Here is a 24014-nt window from a genome sequence, read left to right as displayed (position 1 = left end):
ACGCGCCCTGCTCATTCACGACCTCTACGTCGTCGTGTGATTCGAGATAATTTCACTCGGCGCTGAACAAATAGATGTAATCGATATTTTTGATCGGCGCTCCTGCCGCCTTTGCTCTGACACTGAGTGCCGAACTCCCGCTAGCGGATGTCCCGCAGCGCCTCTTCGAGGTGCTTGAGGACGACACCCGCGGGCGCCGCGGTCCGCACCACTCCCACCACGACGTTCTCCCCCGCCTCGACGGCGGAATCGTCGCGGCCCCACTGCCCCGACATCGCGACCATCACCTGCTGCAGCGCTTCGCGCAGCAGCGCCTTCGCGTCCAGCGCTCCCCCGCTCTTCAGCCACTGGCGGAGCACGTGGTTGTGCGCGGCGACCACCGCCGAGGCCACCACCGCGGCGCGCAGATCGCCGCCCGGCTCGTCCGCATAGCGGCCGCGCAGGTAGCGCGCGAACACCCGCTGGTAGCGATCGATGCTGGCGATCTCCTTGTCCCGCAACGCGGAAACCTCTCGGGTCAGCTCGAACCGCTTCAGCGACACCTCCGGTTCCGCCAGGTACATCTCCAGCACCACCTCGGCGGTCCGCCCGAGCACCGCGAGCGGATCGGCCGCCGGGTCGGCGGCCGCCAGCAGCTCGACCACCTCCGCCAGCCGCTCGTCGTGGCCGGGGAAGACGACGTCCTCCTTGGACCGGAAGTACCGGAAGAAGGTGCGCCGACCGACGCCCGCCGCTTCGGCGATCTGGTCCACAGTGGTCGCTTCGAAACCCTGCTCGCCGAACAGCTCCATCGCGGCCAGCGCCAGGGAGCTGCGCACCCGCCGGCGGCCGTGCGGGGTGCGGCCGGAACGGGATCTGGGCGCCGGAGTCGCTGCCTCGGACATGGCCGGAATATAGCACCGGCCACGTTGCTAGTGGCACTCAGTGCCGTTACGATGGCGGCACGAACAGGGGTCCGCCGGCGCGGACCGCGAGGACTACCCGGCCGCGGAGCCGGGGAACTAGGAGGCATCCGGTGGACCCGAGCTTCGGCACCTACCAGCTGGCCGAGGAGCACGAAGCACTGCGCGAGGCGGTGCGTGCCCTGGCCGAGAAGGAGATCGCGCCGTACGCGGCCGAGGTGGACGAGCAGGAGCGGTACCCGCGCGAGGCCCGCGACGCGCTGGTCAAGGCGGGCTTCGCCGCCGTGCACGTACCGGAGGCCTACGACGGGCAGGGCGCCGACTCGGTCGCCACCTGCATCGTGATCGAGGAGGTCGCCCGGGTCTGCGCCTCGTCGTCGCTGATCCCGGCGGTGAACAAGCTCGGCACCATGCCGATCCTGCTCTCCGGCTCCGAGGAGCTCAAGAAGAAGGTGATGCCCTCCATCGCCAGCGGCGAGGCGACCGCGTCCTACGCGCTGTCCGAGCGCGAGGCCGGTTCGGACGCCGCGTCGATGAAGACCCGCGCGCGCCTCGACGGCGACCACTGGGTGCTCAACGGCAGCAAGTGCTGGATCACCAACGGCGGCGAGTCCAAGTGGTACACCGTGATGGCGGTGACCGACCCGGACAAGGGCGCCAACGGCATCAGCGCGTTCGTCGTGCACGCCGACGACCCCGGATTCGTGGTGGGCCCCAAGGAGAAGAAGCTCGGCATCAAGGGGTCGCCGACCGTGGAGCTGTACTTCGAGGACTGCACGATCCCGGCCGACCGGATCATCGGCGAGCCCGGCACCGGCTTCAAGACCGCGCTGCGCACGCTGGACCACACCCGGCCCACGATCGGCGCCCAGGCCGTCGGCATCGCGCAGGGCGCGCTGGACCAGGCGCTGGCCTACGTCAAGGAGCGCAAGCAGTTCGGCAAGGCCATCTCCGATTTCCAGGGCGTCCAGTTCATGCTGGCCGACATGGCGATGAAGGTCGAGGCCGCGCGCCACATGGTCTACATCGCCGCGGCCCGCGCCGAGCGCGGCGAGGCGAACCTCGGCTTCATCTCCGCTGCCGCGAAGTGCTTCGCCTCCGACGTCGCCATGGAGGTCACCACCGACGCGGTGCAGCTCTTCGGCGGCGCCGGCTACACCCGGGACTTCCCGGTGGAGCGGATGATGCGCGACGCCAAGATCACCCAGATCTACGAGGGCACCAACCAGATCCAGCGCATGGTGATGGCCCGCTCCCTGCTCAAGGGCTGAACCACCGGGTTGGGGGGCCGCAGGCCGGCCCCCCAACCCGCCTGCCCGGCGCGAACTCCGCCGAGATGACTGCGACCTGGCAACCCACCAGACTTGAGGTGGGGCCGCGCCGCCAGCGGGGTCGACGCAGGACAGGAGGCACGTCATGCACGTCGTTCGTGATTTCTTCGCCTTCATCGGCCGGCTGGGCATCGGGATCATCCTGATCGCGCACGGATGGCAGAAGGTCGTCGACTACGGGCTGGGCGCGGTCGCGCAGAGCTTCGCCGGCATGCAGATCCCGTTCCCGCAGGTGTCGGCCTGGTACGCGGCCCTGGTCGAACTGATCGGCGGCGTGTTCCTGATCCTCGGGCTGCTGTTGCCGCTGGTCGGCGTCCTGGTCGCCATCGACATGGCCGGCGCGGTGGTGCTCGTGCACCTGCCCTACGGGCTGCTCTCCCCCATGGGCTTCGAACTGCCGCTGGCCATCGGCGTCGCCGCGCTCGCACTGGGCTTCAACGGTGGCAACTGGTCGATCGACCACGGCCTCTTCCGCCGCCGTCGCACTCCCACCGAACCCGCGCCGACGACGACCTGAGGACTACTCGGCGTCCGTACCGGACCGCTGCTCCCGGGCGGCGAGGAAATTGCCCGCTTCGGCGTACAGGCTGGTCAGCAGCCAGGTGCCGACGCCGATGTCGTCGCCGATGCCCAGCAGCGGCAGGAAGTCCGGGATGAAGTCGATCGGCGAGACCACGTACACCGCGGCCAGCAGCCAGAGCGCGAGCTGGTAGCGCGGCAGCACCGGATTCCGGCCCCGCGCGGTGGAGGCGATCATCGGCGGAACCGCGCGGGCCCGCCGCAGCGGGCTGCCCACCGGCGCCACCCGGTGCGCACGGACTGCCGCTCGCAGCGGGAGCCGGCGGCGAGCGGCCGCGACCGTTCCGGCGACGAGCATCCCGAGGCCCGCGGCGATCAGGCCCACCGGCAGCAACCAGCCGCCCGCCATGTCGCCGCCGCTGACGATCGCCACGACCACCCCGGCCACCAGCAACAGCCCGCCGATCACGATCATCGCAGCGCCTCCCCGTCCACGTCGGTGTGATCAGGTTGCCATGGGACGAGCGGTCGCGAGGCGGCGGCCGGGTTTTCATGGCACCGTCGGCGCAGGTGGGACCGAGAACTGGGGAGCGTCGTGGTCGAGCAGGCCGATTCCAGCGTGCGCGGCACTTCGCTGGCACGGGCCAGCGCCGCGATGGCGGTGGCGACGACCGTCAGCCGGGTCAGCGGCCTGCTGGCGAAGGTGCTGCTGGTGGCCGTTCTCGGGCTCGGCATGGTCAACGACTCCTACACCGTCGCGAACACGCTCCCGACCGTGGTCAACGAACTCCTGCTCGGCGGGGTGCTCACGAGTATCGCGATTCCGCTGCTGGTGCGGGCGCAGCAGAAGGGCGCCCGGCAGGGCGAGTCCTACGCGCAGTGGATGATCACCATGGGTGGGGTGCTGCTGGTCGCCGCCACCACCGCCGCGGTAGCCGCCGCGCCACTGCTCACCGAGCTCTACCTCGGCCCCGACACCCGGGCCAACACCGCGCTGACCACGGCGTTCGCCTACCTGCTGCTGCCCGGCATCGTCTGCTACGGGATGTCCGCGCTGCTGCAGGCGATCCTCAACGTGCGCGGAGTGTTCGGCACCCCGGCCTGGGCCCCGGTGCTCAACAACGTCGTCGTGATCACCACAGTCGTGGTGTACGCGCTGGTGCCAGGCGAGATCTCGGCGCACCCGGTTCGCATGGGCGAGCCGAAGCTGCTGATCCTGGGCATCGGCACCGCGCTGGGCATCGCCGCCCAGGCGGCGATCATGGCCGTTTCGCTGCGCCGCAGCGGTTTCCGGCTCCGCTGGCGGTGGGGCTGGGACCGCAGGCTGTCCGAGTTCGGCGGGCTGGCCGGCTGGGTCGTGCTCTACACGCTGATCAGCCAGGCCGGCATGGTGGTGATCACCCGCGTCACCGGGCAGGGCACCACCGGCAGCGTCGCGACCTTCAACTACGCCTGGCTGCTGTCGCAGGTCCCCTACGGCGTGCTCGGCGTCTCGCTGCTCACCGCGCTGATGCCCCGGATCAGCCGCGCCGCAGCGGCCGAGGACACCGCGGAGTTCGTCGCCGACGTGTCGTTGGGCAGCAGGCTCAGCGCCGTGCTGCTGATGCCGATCAGCGCGCTGCTAGCGGTCGCCGGCGGCGCGATCGGCGTGGCGTTCTTCTCGCTGGGCGCCAGCGACGTCGCGGCGGCGGACCGGCTCGGCTGGGCGCTGGCGGCCGCCGCGCTGGGCGTGGTCCCGTTCGCGATCACGATGCTGCAGCTGCGCGCGTTCTACGCGATGAAGGACGCGCGCACGCCCACCTGGATCAACGTGATCATGGTCCTGGTCCGCAGCGTGCTGTGCTACGTCGCGCTCGCCGTGCTGAATCCGCGCGATCTCGTCGTCGGCGTCACCGGCGCGATGTCGGTGAGCTTCGTGATCGGCGCGATCGCAGGCCAGATCTGGTTGCACCGCAAGGTCGGCCCGGTCCAGACCCGCCGGACCCTCGCCGGGATCGGGCGCGCGATCGCCGCCACCCTGCTCGGTTGCGCCTGCGGGCTCGCCGCCCTCGCCGGACTGCGCAGCGCGTTCGGCCCGTTCGGGCCGGTCGCCGAGGCCTGGTTCTCGCTGGTGGTGCACACGGTGGTGGTGCTGGCGGTCAGCTTCGGCGCGCTGGCGCTCTTCCGCGCCCCGGAGCTGCGACCCGCGGTCGACCGGCTGGCCCGGGTCTTCCGCCGCTGACGGTCACTTGCGGTTGCGGACGTGCGGCCGGGTTCGTTCGGCGCGAAGCGCACGCAGCTCCGGAGGATCGGGCAGCGGCTCCAGGGGTTCGCCGATCGCCCATTCCAGCAGCAGATCGGCCAGCTTCGGATTGCGCGCCAGCACCGGTCCGTGCAGGTAGGTGCACACGACGTGCCCGCGGATCGCGCCTTCGGCATCGTCGTGACCGTTGCCGATGCCGCGCGTCACCCGCCCCAGCGGCTGCGAGCCGGGGCCGACCCGGGTGCGGCCGAGGTGGTTCTCGAACCCGGTGAGCATTCCGACGCCGCCCAGGGTGGACTGCGTGGTCACCTCGCCGATCGCGCGCCCACTACCCGGCTCGGTGGCCGCGTCGACCACGCCCAGGCCGGCGTGCTGCACGCCGTCGCCGGTGACGAAGCTCGTCCCGAGCACCTGCAGGCCGCCGCAGATGCCCAGTACCGGGGAGCCGCGTTCCACCGCGCGCCGCAGCCCCGGACCGCGGTGCAGGAAACGGACCGCGGCCACCTGCGCGACGTCCTCCCCGCCGCCGATCAGGTACAGGTCGCAGGACTCCGGCACCGAGGCGGAATCGGAGAGCACCGTCACCGTCTCGCTGTCGATGTTGCGCCACTTCAGCCGCTGCGCCAGCACCAGCACGTTGCCCCGGTCTCCGTACGTGCCCAGCAGGTCGGGCAGCACCAGCGCGAGCCGGACGCGGTCGCGCATCATCGCCGGCTCCTGGTCACGAGGTCGCGGAAGGCGGTGTAGTTGGCTATCACGTCCGGCACGCCGGTGGCCGACCCGGCCAGCGCCTGGTCCACATCGGACGACACGGCGCAGGGCACCTCCGCGTAGCGCAGCCGCACCGCCAGATCCAGCGCCCGGTCCCCCGCCACCCGGACCGGCCGGTCGCGCAGCACCTCGAAATCCACGTCCCACAGCCAGGAAACGTCGTAGCCGTCCGCCTCCCGGCTGTTGACCACCAGCACCAGCGGTTCGTCGCCACCGCCGACGAGGTCGAGCATCTCCAGCCAGCTGGCCGGATTCTTCGCCAGCAGCAGCCGGGCGTCCCGCCCGGCGAGCCGGACCGTCTGGTACCGGCCGGCGGCCTCCGAGATCCGCCCGATCCGTGCCAGCGACGCGTCCTCGTCGCAGCCCAGGTGCAGCGCCGCGGCCAGTGCGAACGTCGCGTTGACCCGGTTGACGTGGCCCGGCAGCGACAGTGCGAGCTCGTGGTGGGAGCCGTCGGCGGACACCGCGCCGGCTCCGGTGACCGTCCAGTCCGCGGCGGGACGCGCCAAGCCGCAGGCGCAGCGCCAGTCCCGGTCGGTGTCGCCGATGAACGCGCCGCAGTTCGGGCAGTTCAGCGCGTCGTCCTTCCAGCGCGCGCCACCGGAGATCCAGGTGACCGCGGGGTGACCGGCGGCGGCGAAGACGATGTTCGGGTCGTCCCGGTTCGCGATCACCTGCGCGCCCGGCGCCCGCGCCAGGGCGCGCCGCAGGCTCGCTGCGACGGTGCGGATCTCGCCGACCCGGTCGAGCTGGTCCCGGCTGAGGTTGAGCAACAGGATCACGGCCGGCTCGAACTGCTCGGTCACCTGCGCCAGGTGCAGCTCGTCGACCTCCAGCGCGGCGAACGGGGCGTCCGGCCTGGTCATCAGCGCGGCGACGTGTCCGTCGAGCATGTTCGCGCCGGTGCCGTTGCTGACGGCAGGAGCCTGCGAGCGCAGCGCCTCGGCCACCATCTGTGTGGTCGTTGTCTTGCCGTTCGTCCCGGTGACCATCACGACACGCCGTCCGGTTGCCAGCCTGCGCAGGGCTCTCGGTTGTACGCTCAGCGCGAGTCGGCCACCGATCATCCCGCCGCTGCCCATGCCGAGCCGCCGCGACATCGACGCCGCCAGCCGCCCCAGATCGACGGCGATGGCGGTGCGCAGGTCCTGGCGCTGCGCCCTGCGCATCGGCGGTGCCGGGACGACCCGCCAGCTCTGATCGGTCGGCCGGTCTGCGGTCGGGGCGCGCTCCGCCGCCTCCCTTGAGTCCCGCGTGGTGTCGGTCATGCGTCCCTCCCCCCTCGGCGCCCGCACACGCGCGACACGCCTAGGTCAGCTCCGGACGACGCGTCACCACCAATGGGCCGCACTCGGGCGCGCCGTCCGTCGCTTCTTCGCCAGTGTGGCGCGCGTTCGGCGAAACAGCGCGACGATCAGCAGCAGGGCACCGGCGACGATCGTCGCCGGGCCGACCCAGCCGCCCAGGGCGGTCACCTCCACCAGCGCGGCGTAATGACCTGCGTCCATCTTGCTCTCCCCCTTTCCCGCGGCAGGTGCCCTTTCCCGCACCGAGCGCGCGGCCGGGCTTGATCACGAGAATGATCGGGGCAACGGGCGATGCGACCGGTCCCAACATGCCGATGAATCACCCTGCCGGGCAGCATTCATCCCGGGTGATGACCGGAAGACACGGAACGTGCAAGGCGAGTGACGGGACGCGCGTTCGAATCGCGCGCCGAATTCGCCTCGGACATGCGGAATTCGAGGTGCCCGCGACGATCGGACGATGTGGACACTTCGCCCGATCGGGTTTGAAAACTCGACACGTTCGGCGATCAACGGAACGGTCATTAGGCTCGGGAAGCACTCCGACGGTCCCGCTCGAAGGGAGCCCGCCGTGACCGAAGCCCTGGTGCTGATCCTGATGTCCGGCCTCGCCCTGGGTGGCGTCAGCTGGACCGCGTGGGACATCCGCAGCGACCTGCGCCGCCGCAAGCTGAAATGAGCCCGTTCCCGCGCCTCGACCGGAAGTGCAAGGGACCCCGCCGGAGAGAGGCAGGCGGGGTCCCTTGCGGTCGCCCGGTCACGCGGACCGGACGGGTCACTTCACGGTCAGCTGCTGACCCGGGAAGATCAGGTTGGCGTCGCTGACGACGCCGTGGTTCTTCTCGAAGATCGACTGCCAGCTGACGTCGAACTCGGCACCGATCGAGCTCAGCGTGTCGCCGGCCTGCACGGTGTAGGCGCCCTCGACCTGAACGGTCTTCTTGACCTCGGTCTTCTTGGTCTCGGTCTTGACCTTGGGCTTGGTCTCCGTCTTCGGAGTGGTCTTCTTCGTGGTGGTCGAAGAGACGCTCTGGTTCTGCAGGCCGCCGCCGGCCGTCAGACCCGCCTTCTTCGAGCACACCGGCCAGGCGCCCGGGCCCTGCTTCTGCAGCACGCGCTCGGCGACCGCGATCTGCTGCTCGCGGCTGGCCTGCGAGGCGTTCGAGGCGTAGCTGGTGCCACCGTAGGCGGCCCAGGTGGACTGGTTGAACTGCAGGCCGCCGTAGTAGCCGTTGCCGGTGTTGATCGACCAGTTGCCACCGCTCTCGCACTTCGCGACGGCGTCCCAGGTGGACTGCGACGCGGCGTTGGCCGGCAGGGCCAGGGCGAACGGGGCGGCGACGACCGCGCCGGCGAGGGCGACCCGCGCGACGTTGCGGCCGGTGGTGGACTTGCGGTGCTTGCCTCGGGAGCTAGCCATGTTCTTCGTCTCCAGCGATGCCTGCGCTGACGCCGGGGCGGCGATCGACGCGGCCGAGACTGCTCGGCCGGACGCCGGGTTCGCCGTCGTCGTCAGGTCCCTGCCCTGATGCACGTGTCGGGGATCGGAAGGGCCGCTGGGCAGGGTTCGGCGAAGCGGACTTCCGGTCTTGCTCGTCGGCTCGGGGGCGCCGACGAGGGGCCACGCTACGTAGCCGGAAACCGAGGACCAAACCATCGGCGAGTGGCCATCGTCATAGAAACATCGACAAGATCGCCGCGATGACGGGGTTTTTCCAGCTCATTTCTTGATCGACGATGAGCTCGCCCCCGGAAAACCAATCACCCACGGTGAGACATGAGCCACGACTCACCCTATTGAGTGCTCACGGAGTGTCCCCGGACGCATTCGATCAGTTCACGCGGGCACACCGAAAAGACCGAGCAAAGGCTCTGCACCTCGTCCGAAGAGCCCGAATTGCCCGGCACCACATCCCTTGCCTCATAGGCTGATCCCACACGTGATGGACAGGAGGCCGAGGTGGCTGAGACGTCGGTGGCCGAGGTGATGGCCGAGCTGGCCGCACTCGAGGACCCGAAGGCGCGCAGGGTGAACGAGAAGCACGGTGACGATCACGGTGTGAACCTCGGCAAGCTGCGTGCGCTCGCGAAGCGGCTGAAGACGCAGCAGGAACTCGCGCGCCGGCTCTGGGAGACGGATGACACCGCCGCGAAGCTGCTAGCGACCCTGATCTGCCGCCCGAAGGCGTTCGAGCGCGAAGAGCTGGACGTCATGTTGCGCGAGGCGCGCACACCCAAGGTGCACGACTGGCTCGTGAATTACGTGGTGAAGAAGAGCTCGCACGCCGAAGAGCTGCGCCTGGTCTGGTCCGCGGATCCGGATCCGGTGGTCGCGAGCGCCGGCTGGGCGCTGACCACCGAACGCGTGGCGAAGAAGCCCGAGGGTCTCGACCTCGCGGAGCTGCTCGACGTCATCGAGACGGAGATGAAAGACGCCCCGGACCGCCTGCAGTGGGCGATGAACAGCTGCCTGGCCCAGATCGGGATCGGTCACGCCGAGCACCGCGCCCAGGCACTCGACATCGGTGAGCGCCTTGAGGTGCTCAAGGACTACCCGACCCCACCGAACTGCACGTCACCGTTCGCGCCCATCTGGATCACCGAGATGGTGCGCCGGCAGCAAGACGAGTAGGAAGGCCTCGCACCCGGGCTGGAGGACACCACCGACCGCATCCTCACGGAGGGATTCGGCCTTCGGCCTCGTTCCGAAGCTCAGGACCCATCGAGGGACGAGGGATAATTTCATTCAACACTGAAATTATAGATCGCACAAACTTATGATGGGGCGCCTCCTGCCGATATCAGCAGGAGGCGCCCCATCGACTCGGGGCTACTCGTCCGGCGGGGTCACTCGGTGCGGAGACCCGTCGGGTGGGCGGCTCGGCCGAGCGCCGGGAGGGTCAGGGCCGTTACGACCAGGACCGCCGCTGCCGCGAACGCGAAGAGGCCGAGCATGCCGGGCAGGTCGAAGACGATCTGTCCCTTCCCCATGTCCGTGGCCACCGTCGTCAGCGCGCCGAGCAGCATGCCGACCACCGTCGCCAGCGCCGTTGCGACGAGCATCGGGACCGCGTTCTGCAGGAGTTGCGACCGCCACAGGGTTCGCCTCGGGACGCCCACCGCCGCGAGCACGGCCAGCGGCCTGCGTCGTTCCTGGATCTGCTCGGCCGCCGAGACGAACAGGCTGCACCCGATGAGCGCGAAGGTGAGCAGGGCGCCCGCCAGCAGTGCAGCGCGGATCGCGACCAGGGCCGACTCCGCATCCGAGGCCATGCCCCTGTCGCCGGTCGTCGTGATCCAGACGCTGTAGTCGGCGAGATGTGCCGCAGAGACGTTGCGGACGCGTTCTTCCAGGTCGTTCGGGGCCGCCGGGTCGAGACGCATGTACACATCCAGGTTCTGGGCTTCCTCCGGGACGCCCGCAGACGGGGTCAGCACCATCGCTATGTCCTCGCTGCCGAACCTGAACGGCGCGGACGCCGGCCGCACCGACGCCGGCACGTTCCAGACCGGCGGTGGCGTGCTCGAGCGGAACTCCCGTCCGTACGACGATTCCGCCAGCTCCACGCGCTCGCCTGGCCGCAGCGGGCTGTGCCCTGCCGGGACGAACGCGTCGCCGTCCCGGCAGTCCGGCACCGAGAGCAACCGGGCGATCTGCGCGCAGTCGGCGATGAGCAACGTGCCGGTCTCCTGATCCTGGCCCGTGACGTGGGCCATCGTCGCGACCTGCACGTCGTCGATGCCGGGCAGCGATCGCACCTCCTGCTCGATCCGCCCGATCTCGGCGGGATCGGCCGGTCGTTCGCCGGTGATCTGTCCCTCGGCCGACGCCGGGCGCACCGCTTCGCGCGTAGTGCCGCGGTCCGCGCGTTCGGCTTCGACCGAGGCCACCAGCGTCTGCAGGGCGATCACGCCCGCGACCACGACTGCGATCGCACTGACCGACCGCGCGGCGGGACCGCTGGCCAGCTGCAGCCGTCCGATCGCCAGCTGCCACGCCGTCGAGCCGCCGCGCAGGCGCCCGACCGCGCGCTCGACGCACCACGGCAGCAGCACCGGGATCCCGACCAGCACGAGCACCACGGAGACGACGAACAGCGGCAGGTCGTCCACGCCGTCGAAACCCATGGTGACGGCCAGCAGTCCCAGCAGGCCCAGCCCGAGCGGCACCAGGCGCCAGCCCAGGCGACGCCGCCGCGACACCGTCCGGCGGGTCACGTCCAGCGGGTCGGCGATGGTCTGTGCCAGGGAACCGATCGTGATGACGACGGCGACGGCCGGGATGCCGACCGTCACGAGCACGGCGAGCCACCACACCGGGGTGATGTCGAAGTCGAAGACGGCAGTCCTCACGACGGTCACTCCGGTCGCGAACGTCCTGCCGAGGAAGAACAGCGCCCAACCCAGCACGACGCCCAGCAGCGCGCCCGCCAGCGCTTCACCCGCCGCCATCCGGCGGATCTGCTCGCCGCCGGCACCGACCAGCCGCATCGCCGACAACCGGCGCTGCCGCGCGGTCTCGGCCAGTCGCGCGGTGGCCGCCACGTACACCACGATCGGCACCAGCAGCGCGGCCAGGCCGAGGGCGAGTATGAGCCACTCGTCCGTGGAGAACGTCGTGCGACTGTGCCCCGGGGCCTCTCCGAAGTGGTCCACCACCCCGTTGACGTTGCTGCTCTGCGGCGAAAGCGCATCGGTTCCGGCGTAGAAGAAGAGCTCGCTGGGGTCGAGCAGGCCCTCGGCGCCGACGACGCCGACCACGTTGGGGAACCTCGGCTGCAGCAGCGCGCCGCCCGGTCCGGAGAGGAGCTCCTGCAACGCCGGCGAGACCACCACCTCTCCCGGCCGCGGATTCTGGTGCAGCCCGGGAGCAACCGGCCCGTCGGGACGCTGGTTCTGCACCCACAGCCCCTGGATCCCCTCGTTCCGGAACTGCGTCGAGGTTTCCGCCACCAGCACCGATGCGACGTCCCCGGTGGCGGCGCCGGCACCCCACCTCGCGTCGAACCGGGCATCGCGGGAGGAGTTGACGTTCGGGATCGAGGCCGCCGCCAGCAGCAGCGCCACGCCGAGCCCGACACCCGCGGCGGTGACCACCAGCCGTCCCCATGCCCGCCGGCCGGTCACCGCCAAGCGGAGCCCGAAGGCCAGGTCCCGCATCCAGTCCTGCGCAGTCGTCATCGGGCCACTCCGGTGAGCTGGGTGCTGCCGTCGCGGAGCACGACCTCCCGGTCCGCGTAGGCGGCGACGCGCGGTTCGTGGGTCACCAGCACCACCGCCGCGCGGGCGCCCCGCGCGGCGCGCGTCAGCAGCTTCATCACCTGTTCGCCGCCGACGGAGTCCAGCGCCCCGGTCGGCTCGTCGGCGAAGATCACCTTGGGTTCGGCGACCAGCGCCCTGGCCAGCGCCGCGCGCTGGCCCTGCCCGCCGGAGATGTCGCCGGGCCGCGACCGGGCCACATCGGCGATCCCCAGCTCTTCCAGCCACAACGCGGCCTTGGACTCCGCTTCGCGGCGCGCCATCCCGGACAGCCGCAGCGGCAGCGCCACGTTCTCCCGCACCGTCAGCTCCGGCACCAGCTGCCCGAACTGGAAGATGAAGCCGAACTCCTGGCGGCGCAGGGCGCTCCGCCGCTCGTCGGACAGCGTCGTCAGCTCCGTGCCGCGGTAGCTGATCTGGCCCGACTGCGGCAGGCGGATGCCGGCCAGGCAGTGCAGCAGGGTCGACTTCCCGGACCCGGACGCGCCCATCACCGCGACGATCTCCCCCGCCGAGACGGACAGGGACACGCCGCGCAGCGCCGGCGTCGGGCCGAAGGACAGGTGCAGGTCCGTGCCGCGCAGCAGCGGTTCGGCTGCGGGCGCCTGGGTCACCGCTGGTTCGGTCACTGGGAAACCTCCTGGGCGAGCGGCTCGAGGCGGGTCACGGCGAGTTCGAGCCACCGCAGGTCCGCCTCCAGGTGGAAGAGGGCGTAGTCGTGCACCAACTGCTCGCCGGGTTCGGCTTCGACCTTGCGGCGGGTCAGTTCGCGCATGCGGGCCAGGTGGGCGCCGCGCTGGCGGTCGAGCACCTCCGTCGCGTCGCGGCCGGAGCGGACGGCGAGGACGACCTTGGCGTAGAGCGTGTTGTGGAGTTCTGCCACGGGTTTCTCCGGAGTGGACAGCCACTCCTCGATCCGGCGCCGGCCGGCCTCGGTGATCGAGTAGCGCTTGCGGTCCGGTCCCCCGCCGGACTCGACTCCGTCCACTTCGACCAGTTCGTCCCGCAGCAGCCGGGACAGCGTCGAGTAGACCTGCCCGTAGGCCAGCGACTTGGCGTGCCCGAAGCTCTCGTCGTAGGCGCGCTTCAAGTCGTATCCGTAGCTGGGGCCACCTTCCAGCAGCCCCAGCAAGGTGAGACTGATCGACATGCCGGCAACTATACACACGATGTATATATCGAGTGTATAGACTTCCGGTTCAGGAGAATCCGCTGGTCAGGAGCGTTCGCGTTGCGGCACCACGGTGTACCGGGGATCCCGGACCGACGCGCGACCGGCCTCGAAGACGGCGTACCGCGTCGCGGCGGCGGCCGCGGTCAGGCCCAGCCCCGAGGCGATCGCGGCCGCCCGGCTGCGCCCGGCGAACAGCGCAGCTCCCGCACCGAAGGCGGTCAGCGCCCGGGCGGCACGCCACACCGCGCCCGCGCGCCCCTGCCGGTATACCTCGCCGACCAGCCCGATCCGCCCGTGCATGCGCTGCGCGGCGGCGAACTCCAGCGCCGCCCCGGCCACCGCCATCCGCCGCGCCGGGCCGGACTCGCCCGGCGCGGCGAGCATGCCGATCGCACCCGCGCTCGACACGGCGCTCCCGGCGAACAAGAACGGCAGCTCGCGGTACGCCTCGTGCCATCCCGGGACCGCCGTGTCGGCCAGCAGCACCGCGGTGTAGGTCGTCATCGCGGGCGCGATCACCCCGGCCGTGGTGGCCGCCGCGCGGCCCAGAACCGGGAGCCGCCCGGTGAGTTCGCTGGCCACGGCTGCGCTGGACAACGCCGAGAACGGCGCCAGGATCCAGGACCCGACGCTCAGCGGCGAGGTCGGCTTCAGCACCCGGAGCATGTTCAGGAACCGCGCCGGCCGCCCGAGGTCGTGGATCAGCGCCCCGACGCTGGCCGTCGCGCCGACCGCCGCAGTCAGCCTGCCGGAGCGCGCCAGCCGCCGGCATCCGGCGAGGTCCGCGCACAACGCCATCGCCGACGACGCCCCCGCCAGCCCGCCGAGGTAGAGGTACGCGGGAACGTCCGGCACCTTCCACACCGGCTGCTTGAGCACCGGGCGCCCGTAGTAGGACCGGAACTCCGCCTCCGGCACCATCAGCCGGTCGCCGCGCTTCACCGCCTGCCCCCGAGGAAGCACCCGGCGATCACGGCCGCCGCGGTCAGCGCCGCGCCCGCCGCGTGCCGCCACATCGACGGCAGGTCCCGCGTCGTCACCACCGGGTCCGGCGGCAGCCCGTACACCTCGGGCTCGTCCAGCAGCAGGAAGAACGCGCCGTCGCCGCCGACCCCGTCGGCCGGGTCGTGCCCGTAGAGCCTGGCCTCGGCGATGCCCTGGGCGTGCAGTTCTTCGACGCGCAGTTGCGCGCGGTCGCGGAGTTCGTCGAGCGGGCCGTACTGGATGGACTCCGTCGGGCACGCCGTCGCGCAGGCGGGCATCAGCCCCGCGCCCAGCCGGTCCTGGCACAACGTGCACTTGGCCGCGCCGCCGGTGTCCGGCCGCACGTCGATCACCCCGTACGGGCAGGCGGGCACGCAGTAACCGCAGCCGTTGCACACGTCGTCCTGCACCAGGACCGTGCCGTACTCGGTGCGGATCAGCGCGCCCGTCGGGCAGACGTCGAGGCATGCCGCGTGGGTGCAATGCTTGCAGACGTCCGAGGACATCAGCCAGCGGACCTGGTCCTCGCCCATGCCCGGCATACCCAGGTCCACAGTGGACCCGTGTTGTTCGACGAAGGCCACGTGCCGCCACGTCGTCGCGCCGAGCGCGCCGGTGTTGTCGTAGGACATCCCGGTGAGGTCGAGGCCGTCCTCGGGCAGCAGGTTCCACTCCTTGCAGGCGACCTCGCACGCCTTGCACCCGATGCACACGCTGGTGTCGGTGAAGAACCCGACGCGGTCGGGGTGATCCGGCGGGTAACCCGCCTCCCCCGCCGGGTCCGCCAGCGGTCCGCTCAACCGGTTCGATTGCACGCGCTCACTCGCCTCCTCGCCTCGGGCTGTCGGCGTGCTCCGTGCCGGTGCGCTCCGTGATCCCGGCCCGCCTGCGGTACTCCTCGACGTAGCGGACCAGCGCCGCGCCGCGAGGGCGGCGGCCCGGCCGGATGTCGCAGGCACCGGCCTTCGTCTCCATGATGTGCACGTTCGGGTCCAGCGCCACGTTGATCAGCTCGTTCGCCGCGTCGCCGGTCGTCAGGCCGTTCGGCCCCCAGTGCCACGGGATGCCGATCTGGTGGATGGTGCGCTCGCCGTGGCGCAGCGGCCGCATCCGGGCGGTCACCAGGACGCGGCCCTCGATGGCGCTGCGGGCGGTGATCACGGTCGCCCAGCCCAGGTGCCGCAGCCCGCGCTCGGCCGCCAGCGCCGGGGAGACCTCCAGGAACATCGCCGGCGCCAGCTCGGACAGGTGCGCCAGCCACCGGCTCATGCCGCCCGCGGTGTGGTGCTCGGTGAGCCGGAACGTGGTGAACACGTACGGGAACACCTCGCTGCCGGGTTCGGCGCCGCTGGGCTGGTAGCGGTTCTCCGGCCGCGAGCGCACCTGCCGCGCCGGATTCCGCTGCTGGGCGGCGTGGATCCGGTTCTCCAGCGGCGATTCCTGCGGCTCGTAGTGCGCCGGCAGCGGGCCGTCGACCAGCCCGGCCGGGACGTAGAGCCAGCCGCGCCCGTCGCTCTGCATGATGAACGGCTCGGTGCCCGCGATGCCCTCGGGCCCGGTGGCGTCCGGGTCGGGCAGGTAGTCGGGTCGCTTGGCCCGGTCGAAGTCCGGGATGTCGTGGCCGGTCCACTCGCCGCGCTCGTCGTCCCACCAGACGTAGGCCTTCCGGTCGCTCCACGGCCGGCCGGCCGGATCGGCCGATGCCCGGTTGTAGAGCAGCCGCCGGTTCGCCGGCCACGCCCAGCCCCACTCCGGCGCGACCCACGACTGCTCGCCGCCCGGGCGACGCCGCGCGGACTGGTTGATCCCGTCGGCGAAAACGCCGCAGTAGATCCAGCAACCGCAGCGGGTGGACCCGTCCGGGCGCAGCTGAGTGTAGGACGACAGCGGGTCGCCGGCGGCGTCGAAGCCATTGATCTCCCGCAGCACGGCCGCCGCGCTCGGCTCCCGGATGTCGCCCTCGACCGGGTAGTCCCAGGTCAGCTCCAGCAGTGCCCGGTCCCGCTCGGCGCCGGGTTCGAGCTTCTCCCGGATCCGCCGTCCCAGGTGGTAGAAGAACCACAGGTCGCTGCGCTGATCCGCGTGCGGTTCAACGGCTTTGTGGTGCCACTGCAGCAGCCGCTGGGTGTTGGTGAAGGTGCCGTCCTTCTCGGTGTGCGCCGCGGCGGGCAGGAAGAACACCTCGGTGCCGATGTCCTCGGTGCGCATCTCGCCGGTCTCGATCTCCGGGCCGTCCAGCCAGAAGGTGGCCGTCTCGATCAGGTTGAGGTCGCGCACCACGAGCCAGTCCAGGTTCGCCAGGCCCATCCGCTGCTGGCGGGCGTTCGCCGTGCCCACCGCCGGGTTCTCGCCGACGACGAAGTAGCCCTTGCAGCGCCCCTCGATCTGATCGATCGCGGTCTGGAAGGTGCCGTGGTCGCCGGTCAGCCGCGGCAGCCGGTCGAAGCAGAAGTCGTTGTCGGCCGTGGCGTGCTCGCCCCACCACGCCTTGAGCAGGCTGACCAGGTAGGACCGCATGTTTCCCCAGTAGCCGCGCGCGAGCTCGTCCGCCGCGACGAAGGTGTCGAGGTCGAAGTCGGCGTGCGCGTGCGGCATCGGGATGTAGCCGGGCAGCAGGTTGAACAGCGTCGGGATGTCGGTCGAGCCCTGGATGCTGGCGTGCCCGCGCAGCGCCAGGATCCCGCCTCCGGGCCGGCCGATGTTGCCCAGCAGCAGCTGCAGGATGGAGGCGGCGCGGATGTACTGCACGCCCACCGTGTGGTGCGTCCAGCCGACCGCGTAGGCGATCGCCGTGGTGCGGTCCCGGCCGGAGTTCGCCACGAGCTGCTCGGCCACCCACTCGAAGTCCTCGCGCGGAACGCCGCACACCTCCTCCACCATTTCCGGCGTGTAGCGCGCGTAGTGCCGTTTGAGCAGCTGGAACACGCAGCGGGGATCCTGCAGCGTCGGGTCGGTCTCGGCGCGACCGCGGTAGACCGGGCCGCCCGCGCCGGTGCGCTCCGGGCGGCTGGCGTCGCGCTCGCGTCCGTGCGGCGTCGTGGGCACCGCGGTCTCCGGGCCGTGACCGCCGACCGACGGCACCGCGGAACTGCCCTCGTACTGCCAGGTCGTCGTGTCGTAGCTGCCCGCTTCGGGGTCGAAGCCGGAGAAGACGCCGTCGAGGTCCTCCGTGTCGCGGAAGTCCTCGCCCACGATCATCGGGGCGTTCGTGTAGGCCACGACGTAGTCGTGGAAGTAGGCGTCGTTGGTCAGGACGTGGTTGATCAGCGCGCCGAGGAACGCGATGTCGCTGCCCGCGCGCAGCGCGACGTGCCGGTGCGCCAGCGCCGAGGTGCGGGTGAAGCGCGGGTCGACGTGGATGATCGTGGCACCGCGGCGCTTCGCCTCCACCACCCACTGGAAGCCGACCGGGTGCGCCTCGGCCATGTTGGACCCCTGGATGAGGACGCAGTCGGAGTTGGCGAGGTCCTGCTGGAACGTGGTGGCGCCGCCGCGCCCGAACGAGGTGCCCAGACCGGGCACCGTGGAGGAGTGTCAAATGCGGGCCTGGTTCTCCACCTGGATCGCGCCGAGGGCGGTGTAGAGCTTCTTCATGAGGTAGTTCTCCTCGTTGTCGAGGGTCGCTCCTCCGAGGCTCGCGATGCCCGTCGTGCGCCGCAGCGGCCGGCCGTCGGCGTCGGCGTCCTGCCAGGTGGCGGCCCGGGTGGCCAGCACCCGGTCGGCGATCATGTCCAGCGCGGTGTCGAGGTCGAGGTCCTCCCACCCGGTGCCGTGCGGGCGGCGGTAGCGGACCTTGGTCTGCCGCAGCGGCGAGGTCACGAGCTCGCGGCTCGCCGAGCCCTTGGGGCACAGCCGGCCGCGGCTGATCGGCGAATCGGGATCGCCCTCGATCTGGGTTACGGCGCCGTCCTGGACGAAGACCCGCTGGCCGCAGCCCACCGCGCAGTACGGGCACACCGAACGGACCACCGCGTCGGCGTCCTCGGTGCGTGCGCGCCGCTCATCGGTGCGCCGCGACCGGGCCGCCGGGCCCCTGCCCAGCGGGTCCGCCCCGGTCAGCTGGCGAACCACCGGCCACCGCAACCACTCCGCCATCGCCGTTCTCCCCACACGCGTGGTTCCAGGAGAAACCCGGCGGCCGGGCGACGCAAGCTCGACGCCCGCGACCTGGGACGAAGGCGCTTGACCCGGGCCGGAGCCGGGACGAATCTGGCAGGTATGACGGCCGCTGCGGCGGAGAACCCGGCTTCCCGGCCCCAGGACCGCCGCCATCGCCGGACCATGCGCACCCGCGCGGCCATCGAAGCGGCGGCCCTGAAGCTGTTCGCCGAGCAGGGCTTCGCCAGCACCACGGTGGAGCAGATCGCCGAGGCCGCCGACATCGCCCCGCGCACGTTCTTCCGCCACTTCCCCAGCAAGGACGCCGTGCTCTTCGGCGACCCGGGCCGCGAGACCGAACGGATGCGCGAAGCGCTGGCCGCCCGGCCCGCCGGCGAGCACCCGATGCGATCGCTGGCCGCGGCGCTGCTGGACGCGGCCGAACGCATCGAACAGGACCGCGCGCAGCACCTGATGCGCGCCGAGCTGCTGGACGGCCTCGAGCACGCCGGCGACTACGAGCTGCACCTCATCAGGCAGCGCTGGGTCCAGGACATGGCTGCGCTGGTCGCGGAACGGACGGGCGCCGGCGGCGACGACCCGCGCACGGTCGCCTACTCGATCACCCTGATGAGCTGCTTCGGCTCGGCCATGCACAGCTGGCTGGTCGGCACCGGCGGCACGCCGCTGCGCGAGATCCTCGCCCAGGTGCTGGACGAGACCGCCGGTGGCCTGGCCCAGGCCGCCGACGTGGTCGGTTCGGCGGTCCGGGGTCCGGCGCGCCGACGGCCCGTCAGTAGAGACCGTTGACGTAGGACGGGCCGTAGTAGCGCTCCAGTTCCGCCAGCGAGTCCTCCGGGCGCTCCAGGAACTTGGCGATCTGCGCGCGGGAGGCCACGGCGCCCGGCTCCCACGTTTCGGACTTCCACAGCGCGGAGCGCAGGAACGCCTTCGAGCAGTGGTGGAAGACCTCGTCGATCTCCACCACCAGCGCCAGCGCCGGGCGGTGGCCCTTGACCACCATCTCGTCGAAGAACGGCGCGTCGCGCACCAGCCGCGCGCGGCCGTTGATGCGCAGCGTGTCGCCGCGGCCGGGGATGAAGTAGATCAGGCCGACGTGCGGGTTCGACAGCACGTTGCGGAAGCCGTCGACGCGCCGGTTGCCCGGCCGGTCCGGGATGGCGATCGTCCGGTCGTCCAGCGCCAGCGTGAACCCGGCCGGGTCGCCCTTCGGCGAGACGTCGCACGTGCCGTCCGCGGCGGAGGTCGCGATCAGGCAGAACGGCGAGGCCGCGAGCCACTGCCGGTCCAGCTCGTGCAGGCCGGGGCGCGCCTTGTCCGCGACGCGCTGCAGCGGCTCGCCGACGATCTCGCGCAGTTCGTCGACCGACGTGATCTCCACCAGACCAGTGAGCTCCATGGCTTCTCCCCAAGATCGATCTTCCGCCTCAGACCGTACGACACCGGGGAGCATCGCCGAGAGTGGTTTTCGTCGCTGCGATCGGTTCAGAGGTCGAGCACGACCCGGCCCGTCGCGCGGGAGGTGCAGATCGCCATCCGGTCGACCTCGGCCCGGCCCCGGCGGTCGACCTCCCCGGCGAGGACCCGGACGTGGCAAGTGCCGCAGAAGCCCTGGCGGCAGGAGTAGGGCACCTGCGGCAGGACCTCGCCGATCACGTCCAGCGCCGACCGGTCCGCGGGCACCTCGACGGTCTCGCCGGTGCGGGCCAACTCGACGGTGAACGGGCGGCCGTCGACGATCGGCGGCGCCGAGAACCGCTCCCAGTGCAGCGAATCCGCCGCGCTGCCGGGCAGATCGACCCGCACGCCGGTGATCATCGGGATCGGCCCGCAGCAGTACACCGCCGCGTCGGGCGGGCAGTGCTCCAGCAGTTCCGCGCCGGAGGCCGGGATGCCGAACTCGGTGTCCGGCCGGGCCCAGACGCGCGCCGGGTCCAGCGCCGCCAGCTCGCCGAGGAACGGCATCGACTCGCGCGACCGTCCGGTGTAGACCAGCCGCCAGTCCGCGCCGCGCGCCGCGGCGGTGCGGACCATCGGCAGGATCGGCGTGATGCCGATGCCGCCCGCGATGAACAGGTAGCGCGGCGCGGTGACGAACGGGAACGCGTTGCGCGGCCCGCGCGCGAGGATCCGGCTGCCGGAGCGGATCTCGTCGTGGATCTCGCGCGATCCGCCGCCGTCGGCCAGCCGCCGGACCGCGATCCGGTAGTGCCCGCGGTCGCCGGGATCCCCGCACAGCGAGTACTGGCGCTTGCGCCCGGAGGGCAGCACCACGTCGAGGTGCGCGCCGGGCTGCCAGGCCGGCAGCGGCGCGCCGCTGCGGCTCGTCAGCCGCAGGCTGATCACCTCGTCCGCTTCGGCGCGCACCTCCGACACCAGCAGCGGGATGTCGCGGTCGACCGGCCGGACCGGCGGGTGGTCGCGGCGGTCGTTGCGGTGCAGCCATTCCACGGCCGTGGTCAGCTTGTCGAGCACCCAGAGGAACCGGTCCGGGCCGGCGTGGGTGAGCGCCGGCGGCACGGCGCGATCGACCTCGGCCATCAGTGCTCGGCCGCTTGCGCGGCGGGCGACTTCGCCAGGTACGCCACCGCCTGGCTGGTCGAACCGTGCTGCGACGGGTGGTAGGAACGGCGGAAGTAGGGCGGGATCGCCTTCAGCATCTGCCAGTAGCCGGGCGTCAGCCCGAGCCTCCCGGTGCGCAGCATGTCGCGGAAGCGCGGCTTGCGGCGGCCGCGCAGCACCGGGTCGTGCGCCATCAGGTAGCGGACGCCTCGCGCCCACAGGATGGCCAGCACCGTGATCGCGATCGCCATCGTCCGGCAGCGCTGCAGGTAGCCACCGTCGACGTGCATGTAGAGGTCGTAGGCGACCGACCGGTGCTCGACCTCCTCGGCGCCGTGCCAGCGCAGCAGGTCGAGCATCGTCGGGTCGGCGCCTGCGGCGTCGAGCTCCGCCGCGTCCAGCACCCACTGGCCGAGGAACGCCGTGTAGTGCTCGATCGCCGCGATCATCGCCAGCCGCTGCACCAGCCACGACTCGGCGCGCTTGCCGGTGTGCGGCCGGTCGCCGAGGATCTTGCGGAACATCCAGCCGACCTGCGCGACGTAGGGCCGGGTGTCCAGGCCGTGCGCGTCGAAGTGGTCCAGCACGCCCTGGTGCGACTCGGCGTGCATCGCCTCCTGGCCGACGAAGCCGCGGACGTCCTCCAGCAGCCGGTCGTCCTTGATCAGCGGCATCGCCTGCTTGAAGACCTCCACGAACCAGCGCTCGCCCTCCGGCAGCACCAGATGCAGGAAGTTGATCATGTGGGTGGCGAACGGCTCGCCGGGAATCCAGTGCATCGGCAGCTGGGCCCAGTCGAAGGCGACATCGCGGGCCTGCAGCGCGACGCGGTCCGGCTCCCCTGGATCGATCTGCGACATCTCCGGCCTCCTCGAATCAGCGGGGCGTCAGGTCGGCCCGGGCCGCCGCGCGCAGCAGCCCGGGGGTCAGCCGGGACAGCACCAGGCCGACCTTGGCTTCGGCGGTGATCGGCGCGACCGCGGCGTCGCGCCGGACCGCGCGCAGGATCTCCGCGGCGGCGCGCTCGGGCGTGAAGTTCCGCCGCTGGTAGAGCTGCTCGGCCGCGCGGCGGCGCCGGTCCTGCTCGGCGTCGGCGACGCCGACGAACCGGGTGCTGCCGGTGATCCCGGTGTTGATCAGCCCGGGGCAGATCGCGGTCACCTTGATCCCGTCGGCGGCCAGCTCGGCGCGCAGGCATTCGCTGAGCGCCAGCACCGCCGCCTTCGTGGTGCTGTAGGCCGGGAGCAGCTTCGACGGCAGGTACGCGGCGGCGGAGGCGACGTTGACGATCCGTCCGCCCTCGCCGCGGTCGATCATCTGCTCGGCGAACAGCCGGCAACCGTGGATGACGCCCCACAGGTTGATGTCGATGACGCGTTCCCAGTCCGCCACCTCGGTGTCCACGAAGGACCCGGCGACGCCGATGCCCGCGTTGTTCACCACCACGTCCGGGGTGCCGAGTTCGGCGTGCACGTGCTCGGCGAAGCCCTCCATACCCGCCTGGTCGGCCACGTCGACGCGGTAGGGGGTGGCGCCCGCGCCGGTGCGCGCGACCAGCTCCGCGGTGGCCTTGGCGGCGGTCTCGTCGATGTCGGCGGTGACCACGTGCGCGCCTTGCGCGGCGAAGGCCAGCGCCGTCGCCCGGCCGATCCCGCCGCCCGCGCCGGTGATCACCACCAGCCGGTCCTGGAAGTGGTGGCGCCCCGGGCGGATCCGGGCGGCCCGCAGGCCTCGCGGCTCCGCGCCGCCTTCGACGTGGTCGACGAGTTCCGCGGCGCACCGCGCGACGAGCTCCGGCCGGCTTCGCGGCAGCCAGTGGCCGCCCGGCAGCCGGCGCACCCGCAGGTTCGGCACCCACGGCGCGATCCCGGTCTGCAGGGGCGTCGACACGAACGGATCGCCACCGGGCGCGAGGACCTGCACCGGGATCTCGGCGCGGCGCTCCCCCGGTTTGCCCAGCCGGGACCGCATGTTCGCCCGGTACAGCTGCAAGCCGTGCAGGCCGTCGGACAACGCGGGGCGCGTCGGGTTCGCCGCCGTGCGGGGATCGAGCCGCTCCAGCGCCCCGATCAGCTTGGGCAGCGCCCCGGTCCGCCACGCCAGCTCGGGCAGGACCGGGAGCTGGAAGAAGCCGATGTAGCCCGAGAAGATCAGCTGCGCGACCAGATCGCGCAGCCCGCGCGGCGTGGGCCGGTGCAGCTTGGCCCGCATCCACCGGCCCACGTGGTCCAGGCAGGGCCCGGAGATCGACGTGAACGAGGCGAACCGGTGGGCCAGCCGCGGATCGGTGACCGCGTGCCACGCCTGGACCGAGCCCCAGTCGTGGGCCAGCAGGTGCACCGGCCGCTCCGGGCTCACCGCGTCGGCGACGCGGCGCAGGTCGTCGGCGAGCCGGTCCAGCAGGTAGGCGTCGGTGCCGCGGGGCTTGTCGGACTCCCCCGCCCCGCGCACGTCGTAGGTGACCACCCGGTACCGCCCGGACAGCGCCGCCACCGCGCCGTCCCAGATCGAGCGGTCGTCGGGATAGCCGTGCACCGCGAGCAGCGTCGGGGCGGCCGGGTCGCCGTGCTCCCGCACGGCCAACCGCAGCCCATCGCCGGTGTCGATCCACCTGCCGGAATCCGCTTCGCGCGGCGTGCGAGCCATACCCCGAAGAGTACAGACCTTGTCAACAGTCATTGTCACAGTCGACTTGTTCCGGCGCCCGGCCAGCGCGCCGCTTTCGCGCGAAACCGGCGTCCCCCACGCCTGCCGGGCGCCGCTTTCGCGCGAAAACGCCGCTTCCACCACGTGGCTTCGGCACGTCGAGGGAAGCTCCGGCGCATCGCCCGCGCGACCGCATCC

General features: G+C 71.6%; 21 protein-coding genes. 5 read left to right on the top strand and 16 right to left on the bottom strand.

Annotation, left to right across the window (positions count from 1 at the left end):
• Positions 1-140: 140 nt before the first annotated feature.
• Positions 141-884 carry a TetR family transcriptional regulator gene (locus AC07EQ_RS04145; RefSeq protein ID WP_478386472.1) on the bottom strand — a complete coding sequence of 248 codons (744 nt, stop codon included), beginning with the start codon at positions 882-884 and terminating at the stop codon, positions 141-143.
• Between the two features lie 131 nt (positions 885-1015).
• Between AC07EQ_RS04145 and AC07EQ_RS04140 the strand changes: the two genes are divergently transcribed.
• Together AC07EQ_RS04140 and AC07EQ_RS04135 are read left to right on the top strand one after the other, a co-directional pair.
• Positions 1016-2173, top strand: coding sequence for an acyl-CoA dehydrogenase (locus tag AC07EQ_RS04140; RefSeq protein ID WP_478386471.1), 1158 nt, complete (start codon positions 1016-1018; stop codon positions 2171-2173).
• 145 nt (positions 2174-2318) lie between these two features.
• Complete coding sequence (locus tag AC07EQ_RS04135) at positions 2319-2750, top strand: DoxX family protein (protein ID WP_478386470.1); 432 nt, start codon at positions 2319-2321, stop codon at positions 2748-2750.
• A 3-nt stretch (positions 2751-2753) separates the two neighbouring features.
• Here the strand turns inward: AC07EQ_RS04135 and AC07EQ_RS04130 are convergent, their stop codons facing one another.
• The gene (locus tag AC07EQ_RS04130) at positions 2754-3227 is read right to left on the bottom strand and encodes a YkvA family protein (RefSeq protein WP_478386469.1); all 474 of its coding nucleotides are present in this window, start codon (positions 3225-3227) and stop codon (positions 2754-2756) included.
• 120 nt (positions 3228-3347) lie between these two features.
• On the opposite strand from AC07EQ_RS04130, the gene murJ reads away from it, so the two are divergent.
• Positions 3348-4973, top strand: coding sequence for a murein biosynthesis integral membrane protein MurJ (gene murJ / locus AC07EQ_RS04125; protein ID WP_478386468.1), 1626 nt, complete (start codon positions 3348-3350; stop codon positions 4971-4973).
• Between the two features lie 3 nt (positions 4974-4976).
• Here murJ and AC07EQ_RS04120 read toward each other — a convergent pair whose 3' ends face one another.
• From AC07EQ_RS04120 to AC07EQ_RS04105, 4 genes are all read right to left on the bottom strand, one after another.
• On the bottom strand, positions 4977-5702 hold the full coding sequence (locus AC07EQ_RS04120; RefSeq protein WP_478386467.1) for a type 1 glutamine amidotransferase: 726 nt from the start codon (positions 5700-5702) through the stop codon (positions 4977-4979).
• Positions 5699-7033: a MurT ligase domain-containing protein gene (locus AC07EQ_RS04115; RefSeq protein WP_478386466.1), complete on the bottom strand. Its 1335-nt coding sequence runs from the start codon at positions 7031-7033 to the stop codon at positions 5699-5701. The genes AC07EQ_RS04120 and AC07EQ_RS04115 overlap by 4 nt, the downstream gene beginning before the upstream one ends.
• Before the next feature lie 63 nt (positions 7034-7096).
• The gene (locus AC07EQ_RS04110; protein ID WP_358574098.1) at positions 7097-7273 is read right to left on the bottom strand and encodes a hypothetical protein; all 177 of its coding nucleotides are present in this window, start codon (positions 7271-7273) and stop codon (positions 7097-7099) included.
• A 574-nt stretch (positions 7274-7847) separates the two neighbouring features.
• A complete protein-coding gene (locus AC07EQ_RS04105; RefSeq protein WP_478386465.1) occupies positions 7848-8492 on the bottom strand; it encodes a transglycosylase family protein in 645 nt (214 codons plus the stop codon).
• Positions 8493-9059: 567 nt separating this feature from the next.
• On the opposite strand from AC07EQ_RS04105, the gene AC07EQ_RS04100 reads away from it, so the two are divergent.
• Positions 9060-9704, top strand: coding sequence for a DNA alkylation repair protein (locus tag AC07EQ_RS04100; protein WP_478386464.1), 645 nt, complete (start codon positions 9060-9062; stop codon positions 9702-9704).
• A 215-nt stretch (positions 9705-9919) separates the two neighbouring features.
• Here the strand turns inward: AC07EQ_RS04100 and AC07EQ_RS04095 are convergent, their stop codons facing one another.
• From AC07EQ_RS04095 to fdh, 6 genes are all read right to left on the bottom strand, one after another.
• Positions 9920-12253 carry an ABC transporter permease gene (locus AC07EQ_RS04095; RefSeq protein WP_478386463.1) on the bottom strand — a complete coding sequence of 778 codons (2334 nt, stop codon included), beginning with the start codon at positions 12251-12253 and terminating at the stop codon, positions 9920-9922.
• Complete coding sequence (locus AC07EQ_RS04090) at positions 12250-12960, bottom strand: ABC transporter ATP-binding protein (protein ID WP_478386462.1); 711 nt, start codon at positions 12958-12960, stop codon at positions 12250-12252. Before AC07EQ_RS04090 ends, AC07EQ_RS04095 begins: the two co-directional genes overlap by 4 nt.
• The gene (locus tag AC07EQ_RS04085) at positions 12957-13481 is read right to left on the bottom strand and encodes a PadR family transcriptional regulator (protein WP_363895856.1); all 525 of its coding nucleotides are present in this window, start codon (positions 13479-13481) and stop codon (positions 12957-12959) included. Before AC07EQ_RS04085 ends, AC07EQ_RS04090 begins: the two co-directional genes overlap by 4 nt.
• Before the next feature lie 66 nt (positions 13482-13547).
• On the bottom strand, positions 13548-14447 hold the full coding sequence (gene nrfD, locus AC07EQ_RS04080; RefSeq protein WP_478386461.1) for an NrfD/PsrC family molybdoenzyme membrane anchor subunit: 900 nt from the start codon (positions 14445-14447) through the stop codon (positions 13548-13550).
• Positions 14444-15304, bottom strand: a complete 861-nt coding sequence (locus AC07EQ_RS04075) for a 4Fe-4S dicluster domain-containing protein (protein WP_478386460.1) — start codon at positions 15302-15304, stop codon at positions 14444-14446. Before AC07EQ_RS04075 ends, nrfD begins: the two co-directional genes overlap by 4 nt.
• Before the next feature lie 4 nt (positions 15305-15308).
• Positions 15309-18584, bottom strand: coding sequence for a formate dehydrogenase (gene fdh / locus AC07EQ_RS04070; RefSeq protein WP_478386459.1), 3276 nt, complete (start codon positions 18582-18584; stop codon positions 15309-15311).
• A gap of 123 nt (positions 18585-18707) precedes the next feature.
• Here fdh and AC07EQ_RS04065 point away from each other — a divergent pair, with 123 nt between their 5' ends.
• Entirely contained in the window at positions 18708-19397 is a 690-nt protein-coding gene (locus AC07EQ_RS04065; protein WP_478386458.1) for a TetR/AcrR family transcriptional regulator, read from the top strand.
• Here AC07EQ_RS04065 and AC07EQ_RS04060 read toward each other — a convergent pair.
• The 4 genes from AC07EQ_RS04060 to AC07EQ_RS04045 form a co-directional block, all read right to left on the bottom strand.
• Positions 19381-20007, bottom strand: coding sequence for a pyridoxamine 5'-phosphate oxidase family protein (locus AC07EQ_RS04060; protein ID WP_478386457.1), 627 nt, complete (start codon positions 20005-20007; stop codon positions 19381-19383). The two genes, AC07EQ_RS04065 and AC07EQ_RS04060, sit on opposite strands and share 17 nt — an antisense overlap.
• An 86-nt stretch (positions 20008-20093) precedes the next feature.
• Positions 20094-21149, bottom strand: a complete 1056-nt coding sequence (locus tag AC07EQ_RS04055) for a PDR/VanB family oxidoreductase (RefSeq protein WP_478386456.1) — start codon at positions 21147-21149, stop codon at positions 20094-20096.
• Positions 21149-22030 carry a metal-dependent hydrolase gene (locus tag AC07EQ_RS04050; protein WP_132483662.1) on the bottom strand — a complete coding sequence of 294 codons (882 nt, stop codon included), beginning with the start codon at positions 22028-22030 and terminating at the stop codon, positions 21149-21151. Before AC07EQ_RS04050 ends, AC07EQ_RS04055 begins: the two co-directional genes overlap by 1 nt.
• A gap of 16 nt (positions 22031-22046) precedes the next feature.
• Entirely contained in the window at positions 22047-23816 is a 1770-nt protein-coding gene (locus tag AC07EQ_RS04045) for an SDR family oxidoreductase (protein ID WP_478386455.1), read from the bottom strand.
• Positions 23817-24014 lie beyond the last annotated feature (198 nt).

Source organism: Saccharopolyspora sp. NPDC045839 (assembly GCF_056431645.1).
This window is presented reverse-complemented; position numbering and strand designations above follow the sequence as displayed.